Raw genomic sequence first — 18,382 nt, forward strand, 5'->3', positions numbered from 1 at the left:
CTGAGCAGTTGATATATGTGAATTGTGAACGTCTACAAAAAAATATCATTCCGGATGAAAAAAATTTCGCGTATGAGAGGAAATAGTGCACGTCTTTCCTCCAATTTCAGAAAGAACGTGCACACTTTTCCAATTGATTATTCGCCGATAATCGTTAATTTTCTTGTTTTTTCAGCGACTTCTTCTGGGTCGACTTTGATTCTTGCAACACCAGTTTCCATTGCTGCTTTTGCTACCGCTTTTGCTACCGCTGGTGCTACACGTGCATCAAATGGGTCAGGGATGACGTATTCAGCTGACAATTTATCATCTGAAACAAGAGAAGCAATTGCTTCTACGGCTGCAATTTTCATTTCTTCGTTAATGTGGGTTGCACGTACATCTAAAGCTCCGCGGAAAATTCCTGGGAATGCCAGTACGTTGTTCACTTGGTTCGGGAAGTCAGAACGGCCAGTTCCTACAACACTTGCGCCTGCTGCATGTGCATCTTCTGGCATGATCTCTGGACTAGGATTCGCCATTGCGAAGATGACAGGATCTTTTGCCATTTTTCCAACCATTTCTTTTGTTAAAGCACCTGCTACCGAAACCCCGATGAAGACGTCAGCGCCTTCAATAACTTCTTCTAATGAACCTTCTTTACGGTCTTGGTTCGTGAATTTAGCCACTTCATTTTTCACTGCATTCATACCGTTCGGGCGGCCTTCGTAAATTGCGCCTTTTGTATCACACATGATGATATCACGTACACCGAAATGATATAGAAGCTTGATAATCGCAATTCCCGCTGCTCCAGCGCCGTTTGCCACCACTTTGATAGAGGACATTGATTTTCCAGACAGTTTCAGTGCATTTACAAGTCCAGCTACTGTCACAATCGCTGTTCCGTGCTGATCATCGTGGAACACTGGAATGTTTGTCTCTTTTTTCAAGCGCTCTTCGATAATAAAGCAGTTTGGAGCTGCAATATCTTCAAGGTTGACACCGCCAAACGTTGGCTCAAGAAGCTTTACTGTTTCAACGATTTTGTCTACATCGTTTGTCGCAAGCGCGATTGGGAAGGCATCAACGCCAGCGAAGCTTTTGAATAATACAGCTTTTCCTTCCATGACTGGAAGAGATGCTTCTGCACCAATATTTCCAAGCCCTAAAACAGCGCTTCCGTCTGTGACAACAGCGACCATATTGCCTTTCATTGTATAATCATACACTTTGCTTGTGTCGTCATAAATATCTTTACATGGTTCTGCAACACCAGGTGAGTAAGCCAAGCTCAAGTCTTTCGCATTTTTCACTTGTACTTTTGATTTTGATTCAAGTTTGCCTTGATTCTCTTTGTGCATATGTAATGCTTCTTCTCTTAATGACATGTGATGAACACTCCTTCAAGTGGAAAATGATTTAATGAATTGCTAAGTTGATAAGCACATACTGGCAGTTTTAAATACACAGAATCTTTAAAATGATAACACAATAGGTGAATTTGTAAAACATATTCAGGCGATTTGTCATCATTTAATCACAACGTTTTGTTCACCGAGCAGCTCTTTTAACTGGAAAATGACAGCATGATCTGCATGAACTTTGTATGCATCTGGAAGTCTCACTGTCTTTTTTTGCTTCTCATAATACAAATAGACATCTGCTTCTCCGCTGTGCATCGAGATCACCCGCTTTACTTGCTCTAGCAGCTCCTGCGTATGATTTTCTTCTTTCACCCGAATGTAGACAGACTCTTTTCTTTGTGTGCCCATCTCTTCAAGCAGAACGGCTTCTTGCACGATGATCTGGCTGCTGTCATTTCTGACATCTATTCTGCCTTCAACATAAAGCATGGCGCCCTCCTCAAGTAAGGGGGACAGCTTTCTAAATTGCTCTGGAAAGACGACGCCTTCCATTTCTCCCGTTTCATCCCCAAATGTGACAAATGCCATCGATTGTCCATTTTTTGTTCGAATCGATTTCACTTTTGTCAAAAGACCACCCATTGAGACTCTTCGCTTTATATAGGAAGAAAGCCTGATGATTTCCACTGCACCATTCTCTCTTAAGCGATCTCGGTACGCTTGTACAGGATGATTTGATAAATATAGTCCAAGTGCCTCTTTTTCAAATTGCAGGAGATCGACAAGCGGCAATTCTTCTATCTCCGCATATTTTGGCTTAATGGAGAAGGTTGTATCCCCCAGAAAGTCGAGCTGATCATCTGGATTTAAAAATGACACGTGGTCTAATGCAATATCTATTGATGCCAATAACGACGCACGATTTGGATAAAGCTCATCCATCGCCCCTGAAAAAATGAGCGCTTCAATCGTTTTTCGGTTGACACTCTTTACTGATACTCTTGCGCAAAAATCAAATAAATCTTCAAACGGCTTTTCCTGTCTTGCCCTGTATATATCCTTTACAGCTGACACTCCGACATTTTTGATCGCTCTTAAGCTGTAGCGGATCTCCCCTTTTTCAACCGTAAATGGAAATTCACTCTTATTAATAGAAGGCTTCAACACAGATATCCCTTTTTCCTTTGCCTCATAGAAATATTGAGCGACTTTGTCTTCATTTCCAATCACACTCGTTAAAAGTCCGCACATAAAATATAACGGATAATGCGCTTTTAAGTAAGCAAGCTGAAAGCCAATCATGCTATATGCAACAGCATGGCTTCTATTAAAACCATAGTTTGCAAATTTGACGATTAAGTCATAAACGTCATTTGCAATGTTAACAGGATACTCCTTTTTTAGGCATCCTTCAACAAAATGGCTCCGTTCTTCGTCAAGGACCTTTTTATCCTTCTTCGAAACGGCTCTTCTTAATAGATCTGCCTCGCCAAGCTGAAAGCCTGCCATCTTCGCTGCAATCAGCATGATTTGCTCTTGATAGACGATGACGCCATATGTGTCTTTTAAAATGTCATACAAATCACGATGCGGGTAAGAGACCTTGACTCTGCCGTGCTTTCGGTCGATAAAAAGCGGGATATTCTCCATTGGACCTGGGCGATAGAGGGCATTGACTGCCACGATGTCTTCTAAACTAGAGGGCTTGAGGCGTCTCAGCACCTGACGCATCCCTTGTGATTCAAGCTGGAAAATCCCAGTTGTATCTCCCGCTGATAACAATTCAAATGTTTTCTGATCTTCATATGAAATGTCACTAAAGTTAATGTGGACGTTTTCCTGTCTTTCAATCTGGTTTTTAATGGATTCAATTAAGGTTAAGTTTCTTAGTCCTAAGAAATCCATCTTTAAAAGCCCGAGATCTTCTAAATAATTCATCGCATACTGCGTTAAATACACACCATCATGGCCGTCTTGAATAGGAACGATCTCTGTCAGCGGCTCCTCGCTCAGCACAACGCCGGCTGCATGTGTCGAGGTATGTCTTGGCAAGCCTTCAACCTTTAAAGCAGTTTGAAAGACTTGCCTGAGCTCTTCGGACTGCTGGAGCATTGTTTTTAATTCAGGAGATGAAGTGAGCGCTTCTTTCAGCGTCGTTCCTGGCTTTGATGGAATCAGCTTTGCGAGACGGTCCGCTGCTTTTGAATCAATCCCCATCACACGTCCGACATCTCTTAAGGCTGCTTTTGCTGCAAGGGTTCCAAACGTGACGATTTGCGCCACATGCATGTCTCCGTATTTGTCTTTTACATAAGAAATGATTTCATCTCTTCTCGTATCGGGGAAATCAATATCAATATCAGGCATACTGATTCGCTCAGGATTTAAGAAACGCTCAAATAACAGACCGTGACGGAGCGGATCAACATCCGTAATAAACAGTACATAGGCAACAAGTGAGCCTGCTGCCGATCCCCGTCCTGGCCCTGTGACAATGCCTTGGTCATGGGCATACTTCATAAAATCCCACACGATGAGAAAATAATCACTGAAATTCATTTTTTGGATAATGCTCAGTTCATACTCAAGCCTTTTAACATACGCGTCATTTGAAGCAATCTTTCTTTGCTTCATCCCTTCTGCACACACTTTGCGTAAAAACTGATCTGCTGTTGATTGATCAGGGGTCGGATAGGATGGGAGTTTTGTCTGCCCAAGATTTAAATCGACTTCGCAGCGGTCTGCAATCTCCACAGTTCTTGTCAGCAGCTCCATATCCTGCGTATACCATTCCTTCATTTCTTCAAAGGTTCTGAAATGCTTTTCTGCTCGGTCTTCCACAACCTCAGGCAGCTGCTGCCCTGCTTTAATAGCCTTTAAACACGTATAGGCCGTTTTGTCTTCCAGGTTGATGTAGTGGACATCTCCTGTCGCAACAAGAGGAATGTCCGCACTTTTTGAGACGTCCCTCAGTTTACCGGCAAGCGATTCGTCTTGCTGAAATGGCTGAAGTGCGATGTACACATGTCCCTCACCGAAAATATGTTTCAATTGTTTCGCCGCATCATGCGCTTCTTCTATCTGATCATGCTGAAGCAGCGTTTCAATGTAGCCGGAAACGCCTGGTGTGATGGCAATGAGCCCGCGGTGATAGCTTTTCAACCATTTCTCTTTCAGTCCAGCTTTTGATTTTGATTTCAGCACACTGCTGATCTTGATCAAATTTTGGTAGCCTTCATTGTTTTTGGCAAGGAGTACCAAGGGATAAGCCTCTGTCTCTTGTTCATCTATGAAGACAGAAGCTGTTAAACCGATGACCGGCTTGATGCCATGTTTTTTACATTCCTTATAAAATTCAACCGTTCCATACATCACATGGTCATCGGTAAGAGCAAGCGCCTTGCAGCCAAGTTCTTTTGCTTTCAGCACGAGCTCCTTTACTTTTGCTGCACTGCTTAATAAGCTGTATCCACTGTGGACCTGAAGATGAACATAAGACATGCTTAATCCACTCCTTTCGTCTAAAGTCATTCTTTCATTATAAAACGCGATGCGATGAGAAACAAATGTTCTTTCTTTTCTGTCCGTTCATACTTGTCCCGCACGCACCATATATTGAATAGAGTGAGGTGGACAAAATGGATGTGAAGGAAGCTTTTATTCCAAATTTTATTAGCTGTTATTTTATTGCACTTGGGGTCATTTTGGGTGGTGCCATTATAGGCGGTGTTGGTGCTTATTTGTCTGGTCAGCCGCCTTTATCCATTATTACGAGTCTTGCCAACCGTTTAAAGATTTGGGCACTTGTCGCAGCTATCGGCGGAACGTTTGATGCTGTTTATAGCTTTGAACGAGGCATTTTTGAAGGGAACACGCGTGATATTTTCAAACAGATTTTATTAATTGTTTCTGCCATGGGCGGTGCGCAAACGGGTTATCTTATTATAACGTGGCTCACACAGGAGCATGTGTCATCATGAGGGTACCGGAGCTTTACAAACGTCCAGGCTGGCAGCGTTTTTTTGCGGGGATGATGTTTGGCGCGATTGTGAGCTGGCTCATTTTCCTCTTTACATACGGAACCTTTCAGGAAAAGCAGGTGACACTGCTGAGAAGCCAGCAGCACCATATGGACAGTCTGAAAGAACAAATCACACTCTATCGGGAAGATTTGCATAAGTTAAATGAGGATAATAAGAAGCGGCTGCTGATCCAAAGCGTAGATGTCCATCTCGTCAATCGTGAGCAATATAAAATACCAGAGCCAGATACGCTAAAATTTGAAGATCAGGTCAAGGAGGATATCTCAGAGGTTATTACAAAGGATATTGAAAGTGTCTATAAAACAAAGGAATTATTAAAACGCACGGTCGAAAACAAAGAATATACCATTCGGGAAAAAGCATACCGCGCCAAAGTGACGGAGCTGACGATCTATACGAAGCTTTCACTTGAAGTGCGCATTTCATTTGCTGAATAAATGATCATGTGGAATTTTTATGAATTTCTGCCCTCAATGATCGCTTTTCCCCCTTAATTTTTATACACTAAAAGTAGAACGAGATCTAAAACAGAAAGAGGTGAGGACAATGGAGGTTTATAGCTATCGTCAAATGGCACGAGACAAAGCAAGCCGGATCAAGGACGGCATGTGTGCTTATGCTGAGACAGAAATGATGGCTCATTTAATTAAAAAAGAATTAAAACATCAAAATCTCCAAGCCTATGAAGATTCAACTGACATCGGCTGCTGGTTTATCCCTGTATGCAAGTAACCCTTTTCTCCATGACAAAAAAAGAGAGAGGGGACTTGAAGCCCCCCTCTCTCATGATGATGATTTACATACTTCTTCTAAATCACGCAAAATCTCATCTGCCACGGCCCAATCATAAATAGACGCACCAGCTGCAAGCGGGTGACCGCCGCCATGATATTTTTTCGCAATGGTATTAATGACGACGCCTTTCGAGCGGAATCTAACACGAATCTGATCATTTTCTTCCACAAAAAAGACCCATGCCTTAATCCCTGCAATATTTCCAAGTGTCCCAACAAGCTGTGAGGCTTGCTGCGCTGTCGTTTGGAACGATTCCAAAATATCCTGCTTAATGAAAACAGAAGCGACCCCATTCTCTGACAAAGAAATATGTTGAAAAATATAGCCATTTAATTTCACGACATTCAGATCCGTCTCATACAATTGATTGAAAAGGTCTGAAGATGAAAATGGATATTCAATCAGTTCTCCAGCATATTTGAGCGTCTTTTTCGTCGTATTTGGGAAAAGGAAGCGGCCTGTGTCTCCTACAATGCCGGCATAAATGAGTTCAGCCGCCTTTGTATTCAGCTGATATCCTTCTTCTTTCCCCTCTAAATACAATTCATAAATCATTTCGCTCACAGAGCTTGCCTCTGTATCTACCCAAAGCAAATCACCATAAGGATCTTCATTTGGATGATGGTCAATTTTCATCAGCTTGTCGCCCATTGAATAGCGCTGATCGTCAATTCTTGCTTGATTGGCTGTATCACAGACAATGACAAGGGCATCTTTGTACACGTCATCCGGCACCTCATCAAGTTCATACAAAAATGAAAGGGTTGGCTCCGGGGTTCCTGTTGCATAAATATTTTTTTCTGGATAGGTGGCACGCAAGATTTCCGTAAGGCCGCACTGCGATCCATACGCATCAGGATCTGGTCTTACATGTCTATGAATGATGATGGTGTCATATAATGATATGGTTCTAATCAGTTCTTTTTTCATAAAAACTCCTTCTTATCCGATACTCTTTTTATTATTAAATCATAATCTATCCTGACGGAAAAGTGAGGAATAGACAATTTATTCTAGTAAGCAAGCCTATTTACGTTTAAAATAGGGTTGTAACCACTTACAATGGAGGCTTGGCACATGCTTGTTTTGATTGTGTTTATTATTTGTTCTGCCATGTTTTATTTATACTACAAAGCAAAGAATGTCCGTACGAACCGCCCAGTCGAAAAGAAATTCTGGTCGGCGAAATCCAGTATGGCACTTGGCTGCTTTGTCCTGCTCTTCGGTGTGAATCAATTATTTTTAAACCGCTCGTCACTCGCATTTGTCATTGGATTTATTTTTGTTGCTGTCGGTATCGGCAGTACGTGGGCTGCATATAAAGCCTACAAGCATTACCTTCCACTCTTTTTAAAGGAAGGCGAAAAAGATCACGCATAATAAGAGAGAAGGGCTAAAATGATGCTTATTTTAGCCCTTTGTCTTTTTCATCATCGCCCTTTTATGATTGATTATCCTCTCTCCATGAGCTGCACCATCAGCATCGCTTTACCAACGATATTCGATTGATGATAAACCTCTACTTCCAGCTTTCCAAACTTGCGTCCTACTTCTAAAATATTTGGCTTAATCTGTATCGTGGATTCCATTTGAACCGGTTTTAAGAAGTAGACAGAGAGACTTTCGACAATCAGCTCTCCTTTTTTATGAGACTTTAAGAAGCGGTTGGCGGATTCAATTAAAATTTGCGTGAACACGCCATATGAAATGTTTCCGAGCTGGTTTGTCATTTGTGGTGTGACCTCATATTGATACACGGCATCTGCCTTTGGTTTTTCTGTATCGGTCTCTTTAAACCCTCTTGAGACAACATCATCCAGTTTTTCTCCGACCTGCGGCTGCTTTTGAATCATTTGAAGCGCCTTCAGCACATCCTGACGACTGATCATTCCAATCAGTTTCGCATAATCATCTACAACAGGCAGCACCTCAATGCCTTCCCATACCATCATTTGAGCAGCAGAAGCGACAGAGGTTTTGCCAATGACTGTCAGCGGGTTTTTCGTCATCACCTTTTCAATCGGTGTGGAGCGGTCATGCCCCGCGATATCCTTTGAGGTGAGAATGCCGTGAATCTTCATTTGGTCGTCTGCGACCGGAAAGCGTCCGTGACCAGTTTCATAGTTCTTTTCATACCATTTTTCAAGCTTATCCTCTGGTGATAAATACACTGTTCGTTCGATCGGCGTTAAAATATCTTCCACAAGCACAATCTCTTTTTTTATGAGTTGGTCATAAATGGCCCGGTTAATGAGAGCTGCTACGGTAAATGTATCGTAGCTTGTCGATAAGATCGGCAGCTCAAGCTCATCTGCGAGCTGAATGATTTCATCATCTGTTGAGAAGCCGCCCGTGACCAGCACAGCTGCTCCTGCCTCTAATGCTTGTCTGTGGGCATTGATCCGGTTTCCGACAATCAGCAGGTTTCCAGCTGCCGTATAGCGCATCATCGCATCAAGCTCCATCGCTCCGATGACAAATTTGTTTAATGTTTTATGTAAGCCAGCTCGTCCTCCAAGCACCTGTCCGTCAATCACATTGACCACTTCTGCATATGTCAGTTTTTCAATATTTTCTTTTTTCTTCTGTTCAATTCGAATGGTACCAACTCGTTCAATGGTACTAACGAATCCTTTATTTTCAGCATCCTTGATGGCCCGGTAAGCGGTCCCTTCACTCACTTTCATTTCTTTCGCAATACGCCGGACAGAAATTTTCTCTCCGACTTCTAATGAATCAATATACGATAAAATTTGTTCATGCTTTGTCGCCAATCCCGTTCACCCTTTTTGTTTTCAGCGTTTTCATCTAAGTTTCATTATAAGGGCAGGAGGCTTTTAATAGCAATTTGTCTTTTTTTCAGCGCGATACATGTAAACAAAAAAAGCCGGCATTTGAGTGCCGGCTTTTTGCTATGTTGATTAAATCTCTATCGATTCTCCGCTATTTAACACATGACCGACGCCGCCATGCAGGCTGTCTGCAAATGCATGTGGGTCCTGCTCAATCGGCGGGAATGTACTGTAGTGAATCGGCACGACTTGCTTCGCCCGAAGCCATTCGGCTGCGATTCTTGCATCGTCCGGTCCCATCGTGAAGTTATCACCGATCGGAAGGAATGCAAGCTCAATATGATTCAGCTCACCGATCAGCTTCATATCTGAAAAGAGTGCAGTGTCTCCGGCATGATAAATCGTTTTGCCCTCTGCAGTAAATAAAATACCTGATGGCATGCCTGTATACGTAATCGTTTTTGCATCTTCATCAATGATAGCAGAACCATGGAACGCTTGAGTGAGCTTCACTTTACCAAATTCAAACTCACGTCCGCCCCCAATAGAAAGCGGGTGCGTTTTCACCCCTTGCCAGCTTAAATAAGTGGCAAGCTCGAATGGCGCGATAACAAGCGCGTCATTGTTTTTAGCGATTTCAATGGTATCACCGACATGATCTCCATGCCCGTGCGTGAGCAAAATGACATCCGCTTTGACATCTTGCGGTTTGATATCTGTGTGCTTATTTCCATTTAAAAATGGATCAATCCAAATATGGTATCCGTTTGTTTCAATGTGTACGGCTGAATGTCCGTGATATGTAGCTTTCATGTGAGTATATCCACCTTTCGAATTTGATCTCATTTCATCTATTCCCTGTATAAAAAAACTGAAAAACTTAATGTCTGTGAATGACGTTAAGACCACCTGTTGCTTCAATAACGGTTCCTGTAATCAGATCAGAGCGGTCATCGCATAAAAAGGAAATGATGCGCCCGATATCTTCTCCAGTACCAGACCTGCCAATCGGCGTTTCATCGTCTTTCATCTGGCGTGCTTCTTCTATTGTCGATTCTTTCATGTCTCCAACGATTTTGCCTGGACAAACCATATTGGCTGTGATGCCATTTTCGGCTTCTTCAATCGCAATGGTTTTCGTAAGTGACGCCAGCCCCACTTTTGCTGCTCCGAAGGCTGATCTGTGCATCCATCCCGGCGCATGGTCTGCGCCTTGAAAGCCATATGTGACAATTCTGCCGAAGCCTTGCTTTCTCATCATTGGGATGACCATTCGGAACAAATGGAACACAGCAGATAGGTTGCCTTCCATCATTTGATACCATTCATCTTCGGAATAATCCGCTAGTTTTTTTCGTTCAAAAATATAAGGTCCGGCATTGTTAATCAAGGCATCGATCCGCCCAAATCGCTCGGCTGCCAGCTCGACCATATTTTTTAAATCTTCTTTGTTTGTCACATCACCTTGGACAAATTGAAGCTTATCTTCATATTGCTGCAATTCTTCTTTCATCTGGCGCACAGCTTCATCATCACTTCGATAATTTACTGTCACAGAATACCCCATATTCAGTAAAGACTCGGTGACTTTCCTGCCAAGTCCCTTAGAACCCGCTGTTATTAATGCGTGTCGCACACAATCTCCTCCTAAAACAAAGGTTGCAAGTTCATGTGTTTCTTTTGTTATCTTTACTTTACTATAAACCGGCTCCCTTCGCACTTATGAACCCCTTATCAATGCGGGTAAAACAGTATAGGGTGATTCATCCACTTTTTCAAATCCCATGAGCCATGGATATCAAGAAGTAGCGAAACAAAACGATAGAAGGCGTTCCTTCTACTTTTTCCATGACATAATAGTGTCTCCCCGCCTTCTTCACTTTACGAACAACTTCCGGAATATGAAAGGAATTCGTATGAGCCAGCTTTTCATTGATTTGTTCGAGATGCTCTTGTCCTGTATGAGCATTTACTCCATAGATCATGTTGATCCCTATACAAATTCACTTTCTTCTCTTGCAGTTTTAGGAGATTTATTCACATATTCCGTTTTGTCATGTAAGGAGATCAGCCACACATCATTAGCCCGTCCTTCATATTGTTCTCCTACCGTTTCAACTGCTACGATGGGCTGGTCAAACAAAGCCTGAAGCGTTTTCTTCATGAACTGCTGTCACTCCCTCTTCAGCTTAACACTGGTATGTTTTCAAACTTCTCCAATGATGATCAATCTCCTTTTTCCATGACAAAAAACCATCCGTATAAACGAATGGTTTTGGTCAGTTACGCTAGGCAGGCTTTTGCTTTTTCTAAAGCGAGTTGAATTTGTTTAAATCCAGTTCCACCTGCACTTGTTCTTTTTTCAACAGCAACATAAGGATCAAGAACGGTGTAAATGTCTTCTTCAAAAAGATCGCTCGCTTCTGTAAATGTCTCAAACGGAAGATCACTTAAGTAGATGCCTTTTTGAATGCATGTATACACGAGCTTGCCAACGATTTCGTGTGCTTCACGGAATGGCATGCCCTTTTTCGCAAGGTAGTCTGCCACTTCGGTCGCATTTGAGAAATCTTCTTTTGTTGCTTTTTTCATGACATCTTCGTTCACTGTCATTGTTTGAATCATGCCTGTGAAGATTTGCAGGCTGCCAGCAATGGTTTTGACTGTATCAAACATGCCTTCTTTATCTTCTTGCAAGTCTTTGTTATACGTAAGCGGCAAGCCTTTCATAATGGTGAGAAGCCCCATCAGGTTGCCATACACACGGCCAGTTTTCCCGCGGATCAATTCTGCCATATCCGGGTTTTTCTTTTGCGGCATCATGCTGCTACCTGTTGCATACGTGTCATCAAGCTCAATGAATTTGAATTCTTGAGAGCACCATAAAATGATTTCCTCACAAAGACGTGAGAGATGCATCATCACAAGGCTGCTATTAGACAAAAACTCTAAAATGAAATCCCGATCACTCACGCCATCAAGGCTGTTTTCGTAAATATGATCAAAGCCAAGCAGCTCTGCTGTATATTCACGATCAATCGGGAATGTCGTTCCTGCTAGCGCCCCGCATCCAAGTGGAGACACGTTAATTCGCTTCAAAGAATCTTGGAAACGCGCTTTGTCACGCTCTAGCATCCAGAAATAGGCGAGCATATGATGCGCAAAGGAAATAGGCTGTGCACGCTGCAAGTGCGTATATCCTGGAAAAATCGTCTCAACGTGCTGTTCTGCTTTTTCCACTAGCACTGTTTGAAAGGAAGAGATCAGTTCAATGATATGCTCTACTTGGTTATTCAAATATAAATGCATATCGGTTGCAACCTGATCATTCCGGCTTCTCGCTGTGTGCAATTTGCCGCCAAGCGGACCAATCTCATCAATGAGCATTTTTTCAAGGTTTAAATGGATGTCCTCATAATCCACTGAGAATTCGAGTTCATCTGCCTCTGCCTTTTTCATGAGCGTATTCAGTCCATCTTTAATGGCAGCGGCCTCGTCATCGCCCAGGATACCGCATGTATTCAGCATACTTGCATGAGCAAGGGAGCCGGTCAGATCTTCTTTGACTAATTGTTTGTCGAAATGAATGGACGCGCCAAACTCATCGACCCATTTTTCTGGTGTTTTTTGAAATCGGCCTCCCCAAAGCTTTTTCATGCTTTAACCTGCTCCTTTTTATTCACGATGCTGTTTACTTTTGTTGGTAAGCCCCAAAGGTTAATAAATCCTACCGCTGCATCATGATCGAATTCATCTGCTTTTGTGTAAGTTGCTAGATTTTCATCATAAAGTGAATATGGTGATTTACGTCCTTCTACAATGGCATGGCCTTTAAATAGTTTCACACGTACAACACCTGTTACGTTCTGTTGTGTTTCTTGTAAGAAAGCATCTAGTGCTCCTTTAAGAGGTGAGTACCATAAGCCGTTGTATATTAATTCAGCCATTTTTTGTTCAACGATTGGCTTAAAGTGTGCGACTTCTTTCACTAGTGTTAAATCTTCAAGCTCTTTATGTGCTTTTAGAAGTGTGACAGCACCTGGGCATTCGTACACTTCACGAGATTTAATGCCTACAAGACGGTTTTCAACGTGGTCGATTCTGCCAACCCCATGCTGACCAGCGACTTCATTTAAATGAAGGATGAGATCAGATAATGAATACTGAATACCATCAATAGCTGTTGGTTTTCCTTTTTCAAACGTGATTTCAATGATTTCAGGTGTGTCAGGTGTTTTTTCAAGTGGCGTCGTTAAATCATATGCTCCTTCTGGCGGCGCAGCCCAAGGGTCTTCTAAAATGCCGCACTCGTTACTTCTGCCCCAAAGGTTTTGGTCGATTGAATATGGGCTGTCTAAGTTAATCGGAATTGGAATACCATGTTTTTGTGCATAATCGATTTCTTCATCACGAGACCATTTCCACTCACGCACTGGTGCAAGAACTTCTAGGTCTGGATTCAACGCTTTAATGGATACTTCAAAACGGACTTGGTCGTTTCCTTTTCCAGTACATCCGTGCGCAACCGCTACTGCATTTTCTTTTTCTGCGACTTCCACTAGTTTTTTTGCAATAAGTGGACGAGATAATGCAGATACAAGCGGATATTTCCCTTCATACATCGTGTGTGCTTGTAAAGCAGTTAGTGCAAATTCCTCTGCGAATTCTTCTTTTGCGTCAATCATGTAAGACTGAACCGCTCCAACTTGAAGTGCTTTTTGTTGAACGAATGCTAAGTCTTTTCCTTCACCTACGTCCAGGCAGCAAGCAACGACTTCGTATCCTTGCTCTTGTAACCATTTAACTGCAACAGAGGTATCAAGACCTCCGGAATATGCTAATACGACTTTTTTATTTTGTGACATGATTGAAAAACTCCTCTCACTTGTTTTGATTCTGTGAATGTTTTTTGCATAAAAATAAGTTTTAGTTTATAAACATGCATTTAGTATGTATACACTGTAACAAGGAAAAATTTTTTTTTCAACCCCTTTATGAAAAAAACTCTGCCAATTTTTCTTGGCAGAGTCATTTTGGGCTATTTTTGATCCTTTTCAAGCTCTCGCAAGACGTGAGGAAGCTCAGGAATAATGAGTTTTGTCATGGCTAAACGAACTGCTCCGGTAGAGCCTGGTGTGGCAAAGACCGCTTTTTGATTGACGACCCCAGCCGCTGCCCGGGACAAGATAGCGGCTGAACCAATGTCTTCTGTATAGCTCAGCATGCGGAAGATTTCGCCAAAGCCTGGCAGCTCCTTGGAGAAAAGCGGGGTGATCGCTTCAATGGTGACATCCCTTGCGGCAATTCCTGTGCCCCCGTTTAACAAGACGGCATCTATTTTCGGTTCGCTTGTTCCCTCTAACACAGCATCTTGGATCGCTCCAATGTCATCTTTTACAATATCGTATGCAAGAATGAGATGTCCCTGTTCTTTAAGCAAATCAATCATCAAGCGGCCGCTTTTATCTGTTTCTTTCGTTCTTGTATCACTGACCGTAATGACTTTCACATAAAGCCTCGTTTTCGCCTCACGTTTATGTTCTGTCACGCTCATTTTCGCTCCGCTCCCTTTTGCTTCGTATTGGACAACATTATAGCATGCTGCTTTTAACAGAAAAAAGCTCTTTTCCTTATTAGAAAAGAGCTAAGCGTGTAGACAAACCCTCGCATTCGGTGTCAGTCCTGTGCGCTGGTGCTCACGAATGACAAATTCGCTCCGCACCAGTGCTCGTCCTTCCTAGACTGCAAAGGTTTTCTATCACGCTGAAAAGAAGACAAAGGGCTAAAATAAAAGTCATTTTAGCCCTTTGTCAACAATCTGAGCTCTTTTCCTTATTGGAAAAGAGCTTCTTCATTTTGATTATGCTAAGCGCATAACGTCTCTTGCAATCATGACTTCTTCGTTCGTTGGAATGACGATGACTTTCACAGGAGAGTGCGGGTAGCTGATGAATGCTTCTTCGCCTCTCATGTTGTTAAGAGAAGGATCCCAGTAAACGCCCATGAATTCAAGACCACGAAGGACACGTGCTCTTACTTCTGAACTGTTTTCACCGATTCCAGCTGTGAAGATGATCGCATCTACGCCATTCATTCTCGCTGCATAAGAACCGATGTATTTATGAATACGGCTTGCAAAAATATCAAGAGCTACTTCTGCACGGTCGTTTCCTTCTTCTGTTGCTTCTTCAATATCACGAAGGTCACTTGATAGACCAGACACACCTAAAAGACCACTCTTCTTATTCAAAGTAGAAAGTACTTCTTCAGCTGTATGTCCTGTTTTCTCCATAATAAATGGAATAAGGGCAGGGTCAATGTTACCTGAACGTGTACCCATTGCAACACCCGCAAGCGGCGTGAAGCCCATTGAAGTATCGATTGATTTTCCGCCTTCAACTGCTGCGATACTCGCACCATTTCCAAGGTGACAAGAGATCAAACGAAGCTCTTCAAGAGGACGGCCTAAGAGCTCTGATGCACGCTCTGTTACGAACTTATGGCTTGTCCCGTGGAATCCGTATTTACGAATACCAAAGTTTTTATAGTAGTCGTACGGAAGGCTGTATAGGTAAGACTGCTCTGGCATTGTTTGGTGGAAGGCTGTATCGAACACAGCAATCGCTGGTACGTCAGGCAGAATTTGTTTGAATGCTTTGATTCCTACAACGTTTGCAGGGTTGTGCAGTGGTGCTAGCTCTGAAAGCTTATCAATGTCATTGATGACTTCATCAGTTAAAAGAACAGAGTCGCTGAATTTCTCTCCGCCGTGAACAACACGGTGTCCTACACCATCAATTTCATTAAAGTCTTTTATGATGTTAAATTCAATTAGTTTTTCAAGCAGCATTTTAACCGCTACTGCATGATCTGGAATATCTGTGACTTCTGTTTTCTTTTCTCCATCTACAGAAATCGTGAAGATACTGTTGTCCATTCCGATTCTTTCAACAAGACCTTTTGTTAAAACGGTTTCTTCTGGCATGTCGAACAATTGGAATTTAAGAGATGAGCTTCCTGCGTTGATTGCAATAATTTTAGACATTCTTGTCGCTCCTTTTACTCAGTTGTTATATAAGGTTTCACGTTTTTTCCGGTGCTATATTCAACCTGTTTGACGGGTCTTTTATAGTTTAACGATTAGTCCGAAAAATATCTGACTTTTTCATTTAAACATTGAAAACTTTGCATTTCAAGTGCACCTTCGAACTGTTATCGCTTACATCGATAAGTCGTTATTTTCTGAATAATAAAAAAGCCAGACATCACTCTGGCTATTCTTTCGTTTCTTTTTCTTCTATAAACCATTGGTCTAATTTTCTCATTACACCCACCATTGATTCTTTTTGTGAGAAAGACGGCAGATTGGCAAACAGCATCCGTTTTGGTGCTTCCAAGCCTTCCTTTTTCTTTTGCATCACAAACAAGCTTTTGACGTGCTTTTTGTCCTTGAACATGGAGACCGGCAGCTGAATTAATGCATTCATATATGCCTGATCTTTGATAAAGTCCTTTAATTGCACGCTTTCTTTTCCTTCAAACAAATCGTTTGGAATGATGAAGAATAGGAAGCCGCCTTCTTTCGTGTAACGAAGGCTTTGTTCAATAAATAAATAATGCGCAAATGCATGTCCTTCTTTTGCCTTTAATTCATAGTCTGCTGCACGCTCATCATTTGGATAATAACCAACTGGCAGACTGCATACAGTGACATCTACTGGAGAGATCAAAAGCGGCTCAAGACTGTCTTGATGGAAAAGCTCGACTTCCTTCTCTTCCAAGTTCGCCTGTGCCCATGCAATTTTAATGAGTACATCATCAATTTCAGACGCAAAACCGCGCTTTGTTTCTGCAGTCAGATTATTTAAGACAGCAAGCAGTAAGTTCCCTGTCCCTGCTGCTGGATCAAAGACAACTAGCTCTTTTTGACCTTCTAAAAATTTATTCACCAAATAGCTGACAAACAGCCCGATCGTATCTGGGGTCATCTGACGATTTGGATGGGAAATATCCTTTTGTCCTTTCAATACGGCGAGCTGAAACGCTTTACGAATCTGCTCATGATCATAAGAAGCAAAATCTGCTTTCTCTATTACATCCTTTAGTAAACCGTCTCGATCATTTGCTTGGAAAAAGGCTTCTCCTGCTTCAGCTAATGCCTCAATATAGGAAATGCTTTGATCCTTTTTTAATCGAATAGAAGCTGTATCGAGCAGCTCGAAAATCGTACTTACTTGATCTTTCTGCAATGCTTTTCTCTCCTCGCTTTGTTAAAAGCTATATGTTCTCATTGAAAAGAGCCCCAGTATGAAGCCGGAGCTCTTGTCGATGCTGCTTTTATAACAGTGATTTTGCAGCTTCAATGGCTTTTTCATAATTTGGGTGATTCGTTGCTTCGCTTACGTATTCAGTGTAAACCACTTTCCCATTAGGGTCTAATACGAAAACTGCACGCGCCAATAAACGCAATTCTTTCATATATACACCGAATGCTTCACCAAATGACATATCTCTGTGATCAGATAATGTTTCGACATTTTCAATTCCGTTTGCTCCGCACCAGCGTGCTTGTGCAAATGGAAGGTCTGCACTAATTGTATAGATATTGACCGGACCTAAACCGGCTGCCTCTTCATTGAAACGTCTTGTTTGTGCGTCACACACACCTGTATCAATAGAAGGAATCACTGAGATGATCGTCACTTTTCCTGTTAAATCAGAAAGTGAAACTTCCCCTAGTGAGTTCGTTAATACCGTGAAATCCGGAGCCTGCTCGCCTACTTTTACTTCATTTCCTACAAGCGTGACAGAACTCCCTTTAAATGTGATCGATGCCAAAACAATTCCTCCCTTATCAAATGTATGGTTCTATCATAGTAGAGAAAGCAAAAAACTGCAAAGCCTAATCTTCGCTTTTGAAAAAAAAGTTAACTGCAGCGCAGCTAACTTTTTAAAGGTCTATGTCATCTAGTTTTCGTTCTTTATGACGGTTCTCCCGTTCATCCTTCTTAAACATGTGCTGAAGACGTTCAATTGCTTGAGGAGCAGAATCCAATATTTTATCAAGCAGATGTGTATGTTCATCCAAATGAAGCATTCGAACGCCGTTTGTTCCGACAATTAAGAAGGCGATTGGTGTAATAGACACACCTCCGCCGCTTCCTCCGCCAAATGGGAGTCTCGGTTCTTTTCGTTCTTGATCATCAGAACGTTTTTCTTTCTTTTGGTTCCCGTTAAATTCACTGCCGCCTGCTGCAAATCCAAAACCAACCTTCGATACAGTAAGGATGACACTGCCGTCAGGTGTTTCGACTGGATCGCCGATGATCGTATTCACATCTATCATTTCTTTTAAGTTTTCCATCGCTGTCTTCATAAGACCTTGGATTGGATGATCTGCCATTTT

Annotated in this window: 19 protein-coding genes; 4 read left to right on the forward strand and 15 right to left on the reverse strand. The window is 42.1% G+C overall.

The window, feature by feature from the left end:
• Nucleotides 1-137: 137 nt before the first annotated feature.
• Both MKY18_RS13100 and dnaE read right to left on the reverse strand, forming a co-directional pair.
• Entirely contained in the window at nucleotides 138-1,370 is a 1,233-nt protein-coding gene (locus tag MKY18_RS13100; RefSeq protein ID WP_342497536.1) for a malic enzyme-like NAD(P)-binding protein, read from the reverse strand.
• 141 nt (nucleotides 1,371-1,511) lie between these two features.
• On the reverse strand, nucleotides 1,512-4,847 hold the full coding sequence (gene dnaE / locus MKY18_RS13105; RefSeq protein ID WP_106066891.1) for a DNA polymerase III subunit alpha: 3,336 nt from the start codon (nucleotides 4,845-4,847) through the stop codon (nucleotides 1,512-1,514).
• A gap of 137 nt (nucleotides 4,848-4,984) precedes the next feature.
• On the opposite strand from dnaE, the gene MKY18_RS13110 reads away from it, so the two are divergent.
• The 3 genes from MKY18_RS13110 (at nucleotide 4,985) to MKY18_RS13120 (ending at nucleotide 6,121) form a co-directional block, all read left to right on the forward strand.
• Nucleotides 4,985-5,326 carry a YtrH family sporulation protein gene (locus tag MKY18_RS13110; RefSeq protein WP_034661856.1) on the forward strand — a complete coding sequence of 114 codons (342 nt, stop codon included), beginning with the start codon at nucleotides 4,985-4,987 and terminating at the stop codon, nucleotides 5,324-5,326.
• Entirely contained in the window at nucleotides 5,323-5,826 is a 504-nt protein-coding gene (gene ytrI, locus MKY18_RS13115; protein WP_003216226.1) for a sporulation membrane protein YtrI, read from the forward strand. Before MKY18_RS13110 ends, ytrI begins: the two co-directional genes overlap by 4 nt.
• A 109-nt stretch (nucleotides 5,827-5,935) precedes the next feature.
• On the forward strand, nucleotides 5,936-6,121 hold the full coding sequence (locus MKY18_RS13120; RefSeq protein WP_003216400.1) for a hypothetical protein: 186 nt from the start codon (nucleotides 5,936-5,938) through the stop codon (nucleotides 6,119-6,121).
• A 51-nt stretch (nucleotides 6,122-6,172) separates the two neighbouring features.
• Here MKY18_RS13120 and MKY18_RS13125 read toward each other — a convergent pair whose 3' ends face one another.
• Complete coding sequence (locus MKY18_RS13125) at nucleotides 6,173-7,114, reverse strand: bifunctional oligoribonuclease/PAP phosphatase NrnA (protein WP_044139298.1); 942 nt, start codon at nucleotides 7,112-7,114, stop codon at nucleotides 6,173-6,175.
• Nucleotides 7,115-7,261: 147 nt separating this feature from the next.
• On the opposite strand from MKY18_RS13125, the gene MKY18_RS13130 reads away from it, so the two are divergent.
• Entirely contained in the window at nucleotides 7,262-7,564 is a 303-nt protein-coding gene (locus tag MKY18_RS13130; RefSeq protein WP_342497537.1) for a YtpI family protein, read from the forward strand.
• A 71-nt stretch (nucleotides 7,565-7,635) separates the two neighbouring features.
• Here the strand turns inward: MKY18_RS13130 and MKY18_RS13135 are convergent, their stop codons facing one another.
• The 12 genes from MKY18_RS13135 to ytfJ all read right to left on the reverse strand — a co-directional run bounded on the left by MKY18_RS13135 (nucleotide 7,636) and on the right by ytfJ (nucleotide 18,379).
• Complete coding sequence (locus MKY18_RS13135; protein WP_003216834.1) at nucleotides 7,636-8,958, reverse strand: CBS domain-containing protein; 1,323 nt, start codon at nucleotides 8,956-8,958, stop codon at nucleotides 7,636-7,638.
• Between the two features lie 147 nt (nucleotides 8,959-9,105).
• On the reverse strand, nucleotides 9,106-9,789 hold the full coding sequence (locus MKY18_RS13140) for a metal-dependent hydrolase (protein WP_106065740.1): 684 nt from the start codon (nucleotides 9,787-9,789) through the stop codon (nucleotides 9,106-9,108).
• Between the two features lie 67 nt (nucleotides 9,790-9,856).
• Nucleotides 9,857-10,612, reverse strand: coding sequence for an SDR family oxidoreductase (locus MKY18_RS13145; protein WP_065098681.1), 756 nt, complete (start codon nucleotides 10,610-10,612; stop codon nucleotides 9,857-9,859).
• Nucleotides 10,613-10,751: 139 nt separating this feature from the next.
• Nucleotides 10,752-10,961: a hypothetical protein gene (locus MKY18_RS13150; protein ID WP_223250633.1), complete on the reverse strand. Its 210-nt coding sequence runs from the start codon at nucleotides 10,959-10,961 to the stop codon at nucleotides 10,752-10,754.
• A gap of 8 nt (nucleotides 10,962-10,969) precedes the next feature.
• Complete coding sequence (locus tag MKY18_RS13155) at nucleotides 10,970-11,140, reverse strand: hypothetical protein (RefSeq protein WP_223250634.1); 171 nt, start codon at nucleotides 11,138-11,140, stop codon at nucleotides 10,970-10,972.
• A gap of 119 nt (nucleotides 11,141-11,259) precedes the next feature.
• The gene (gene argH, locus MKY18_RS13160; protein WP_106072418.1) at nucleotides 11,260-12,633 is read right to left on the reverse strand and encodes an argininosuccinate lyase; all 1,374 of its coding nucleotides are present in this window, start codon (nucleotides 12,631-12,633) and stop codon (nucleotides 11,260-11,262) included.
• A complete protein-coding gene (locus MKY18_RS13165; protein ID WP_319609889.1) occupies nucleotides 12,630-13,841 on the reverse strand; it encodes an argininosuccinate synthase in 1,212 nt (403 codons plus the stop codon). The genes argH and MKY18_RS13165 overlap by 4 nt, the downstream gene beginning before the upstream one ends.
• A 173-nt stretch (nucleotides 13,842-14,014) precedes the next feature.
• Nucleotides 14,015-14,530, reverse strand: coding sequence for a molybdenum cofactor biosynthesis protein B (locus tag MKY18_RS13170; protein WP_044139334.1), 516 nt, complete (start codon nucleotides 14,528-14,530; stop codon nucleotides 14,015-14,017).
• A 306-nt stretch (nucleotides 14,531-14,836) separates the two neighbouring features.
• Nucleotides 14,837-16,021: an acetate kinase gene (locus tag MKY18_RS13175; RefSeq protein ID WP_044139304.1), complete on the reverse strand. Its 1,185-nt coding sequence runs from the start codon at nucleotides 16,019-16,021 to the stop codon at nucleotides 14,837-14,839.
• Between the two features lie 229 nt (nucleotides 16,022-16,250).
• A complete protein-coding gene (locus MKY18_RS13180) occupies nucleotides 16,251-17,225 on the reverse strand; it encodes a class I SAM-dependent methyltransferase (RefSeq protein WP_268508592.1) in 975 nt (324 codons plus the stop codon).
• Between the two features lie 88 nt (nucleotides 17,226-17,313).
• Nucleotides 17,314-17,814 carry a thiol peroxidase gene (gene tpx / locus MKY18_RS13185; RefSeq protein WP_003216787.1) on the reverse strand — a complete coding sequence of 167 codons (501 nt, stop codon included), beginning with the start codon at nucleotides 17,812-17,814 and terminating at the stop codon, nucleotides 17,314-17,316.
• A gap of 112 nt (nucleotides 17,815-17,926) precedes the next feature.
• Entirely contained in the window at nucleotides 17,927-18,379 is a 453-nt protein-coding gene (gene ytfJ, locus MKY18_RS13190; RefSeq protein ID WP_003216488.1) for a GerW family sporulation protein, read from the reverse strand.
• Nucleotides 18,380-18,382: the final 3 nt, after the last annotated feature.

This window comes from Bacillus sp. FSL R7-0672 (genome assembly GCF_038601465.1).
In the GTDB taxonomy this organism is placed as follows: Bacteria; Bacillota; Bacilli; order Bacillales; family Bacillaceae; genus Bacillus; species Bacillus pumilus.

Bases quoted from the DNA above. Each gene is read 5' to 3' on its own strand.
- MKY18_RS13120 (WP_003216400.1), top strand. From the start codon at position 5,936: ATGGAGGTTTATAGCTATCGTCAAATGGCACGAGACAAAGCAAGCCGG.
- MKY18_RS13100 (WP_342497536.1), bottom strand. From the start codon at position 1,370: ATGTCATTAAGAGAAGAAGCATTACATATGCACAAAGAGAATCAAGGC.
- MKY18_RS13110 (WP_034661856.1), top strand. From the start codon at position 4,985: ATGGATGTGAAGGAAGCTTTTATTCCAAATTTTATTAGCTGTTATTTT.
- MKY18_RS13170 (WP_044139334.1), bottom strand. From the start codon at position 14,530: ATGAGCGTGACAGAACATAAACGTGAGGCGAAAACGAGGCTTTATGTG.
- MKY18_RS13165 (WP_319609889.1), bottom strand. From the start codon at position 13,841: ATGTCACAAAATAAAAAAGTCGTATTAGCATATTCCGGAGGTCTTGAT.
- MKY18_RS13155 (WP_223250634.1), bottom strand. From the start codon at position 11,140: ATGAAGAAAACGCTTCAGGCTTTGTTTGACCAGCCCATCGTAGCAGTT.
- ytfJ (WP_003216488.1), bottom strand. From the start codon at position 18,379: ATGGCAGATCATCCAATCCAAGGTCTTATGAAGACAGCGATGGAAAAC.
- argH (WP_106072418.1), bottom strand. From the start codon at position 12,633: ATGAAAAAGCTTTGGGGAGGCCGATTTCAAAAAACACCAGAAAAATGG.
- MKY18_RS13140 (WP_106065740.1), bottom strand. From the start codon at position 9,789: ATGAAAGCTACATATCACGGACATTCAGCCGTACACATTGAAACAAAC.
- MKY18_RS13150 (WP_223250633.1), bottom strand. From the start codon at position 10,961: ATGATCTATGGAGTAAATGCTCATACAGGACAAGAGCATCTCGAACAA.
- ytrI (WP_003216226.1), top strand. From the start codon at position 5,323: ATGAGGGTACCGGAGCTTTACAAACGTCCAGGCTGGCAGCGTTTTTTT.
- MKY18_RS13175 (WP_044139304.1), bottom strand. From the start codon at position 16,021: ATGTCTAAAATTATTGCAATCAACGCAGGAAGCTCATCTCTTAAATTC.
- MKY18_RS13125 (WP_044139298.1), bottom strand. From the start codon at position 7,114: ATGAAAAAAGAACTGATTAGAACCATATCATTATATGACACCATCATC.
- dnaE (WP_106066891.1), bottom strand. From the start codon at position 4,847: ATGTCTTATGTTCATCTTCAGGTCCACAGTGGATACAGCTTATTAAGC.
- MKY18_RS13130 (WP_342497537.1), top strand. From the start codon at position 7,262: ATGCTTGTTTTGATTGTGTTTATTATTTGTTCTGCCATGTTTTATTTA.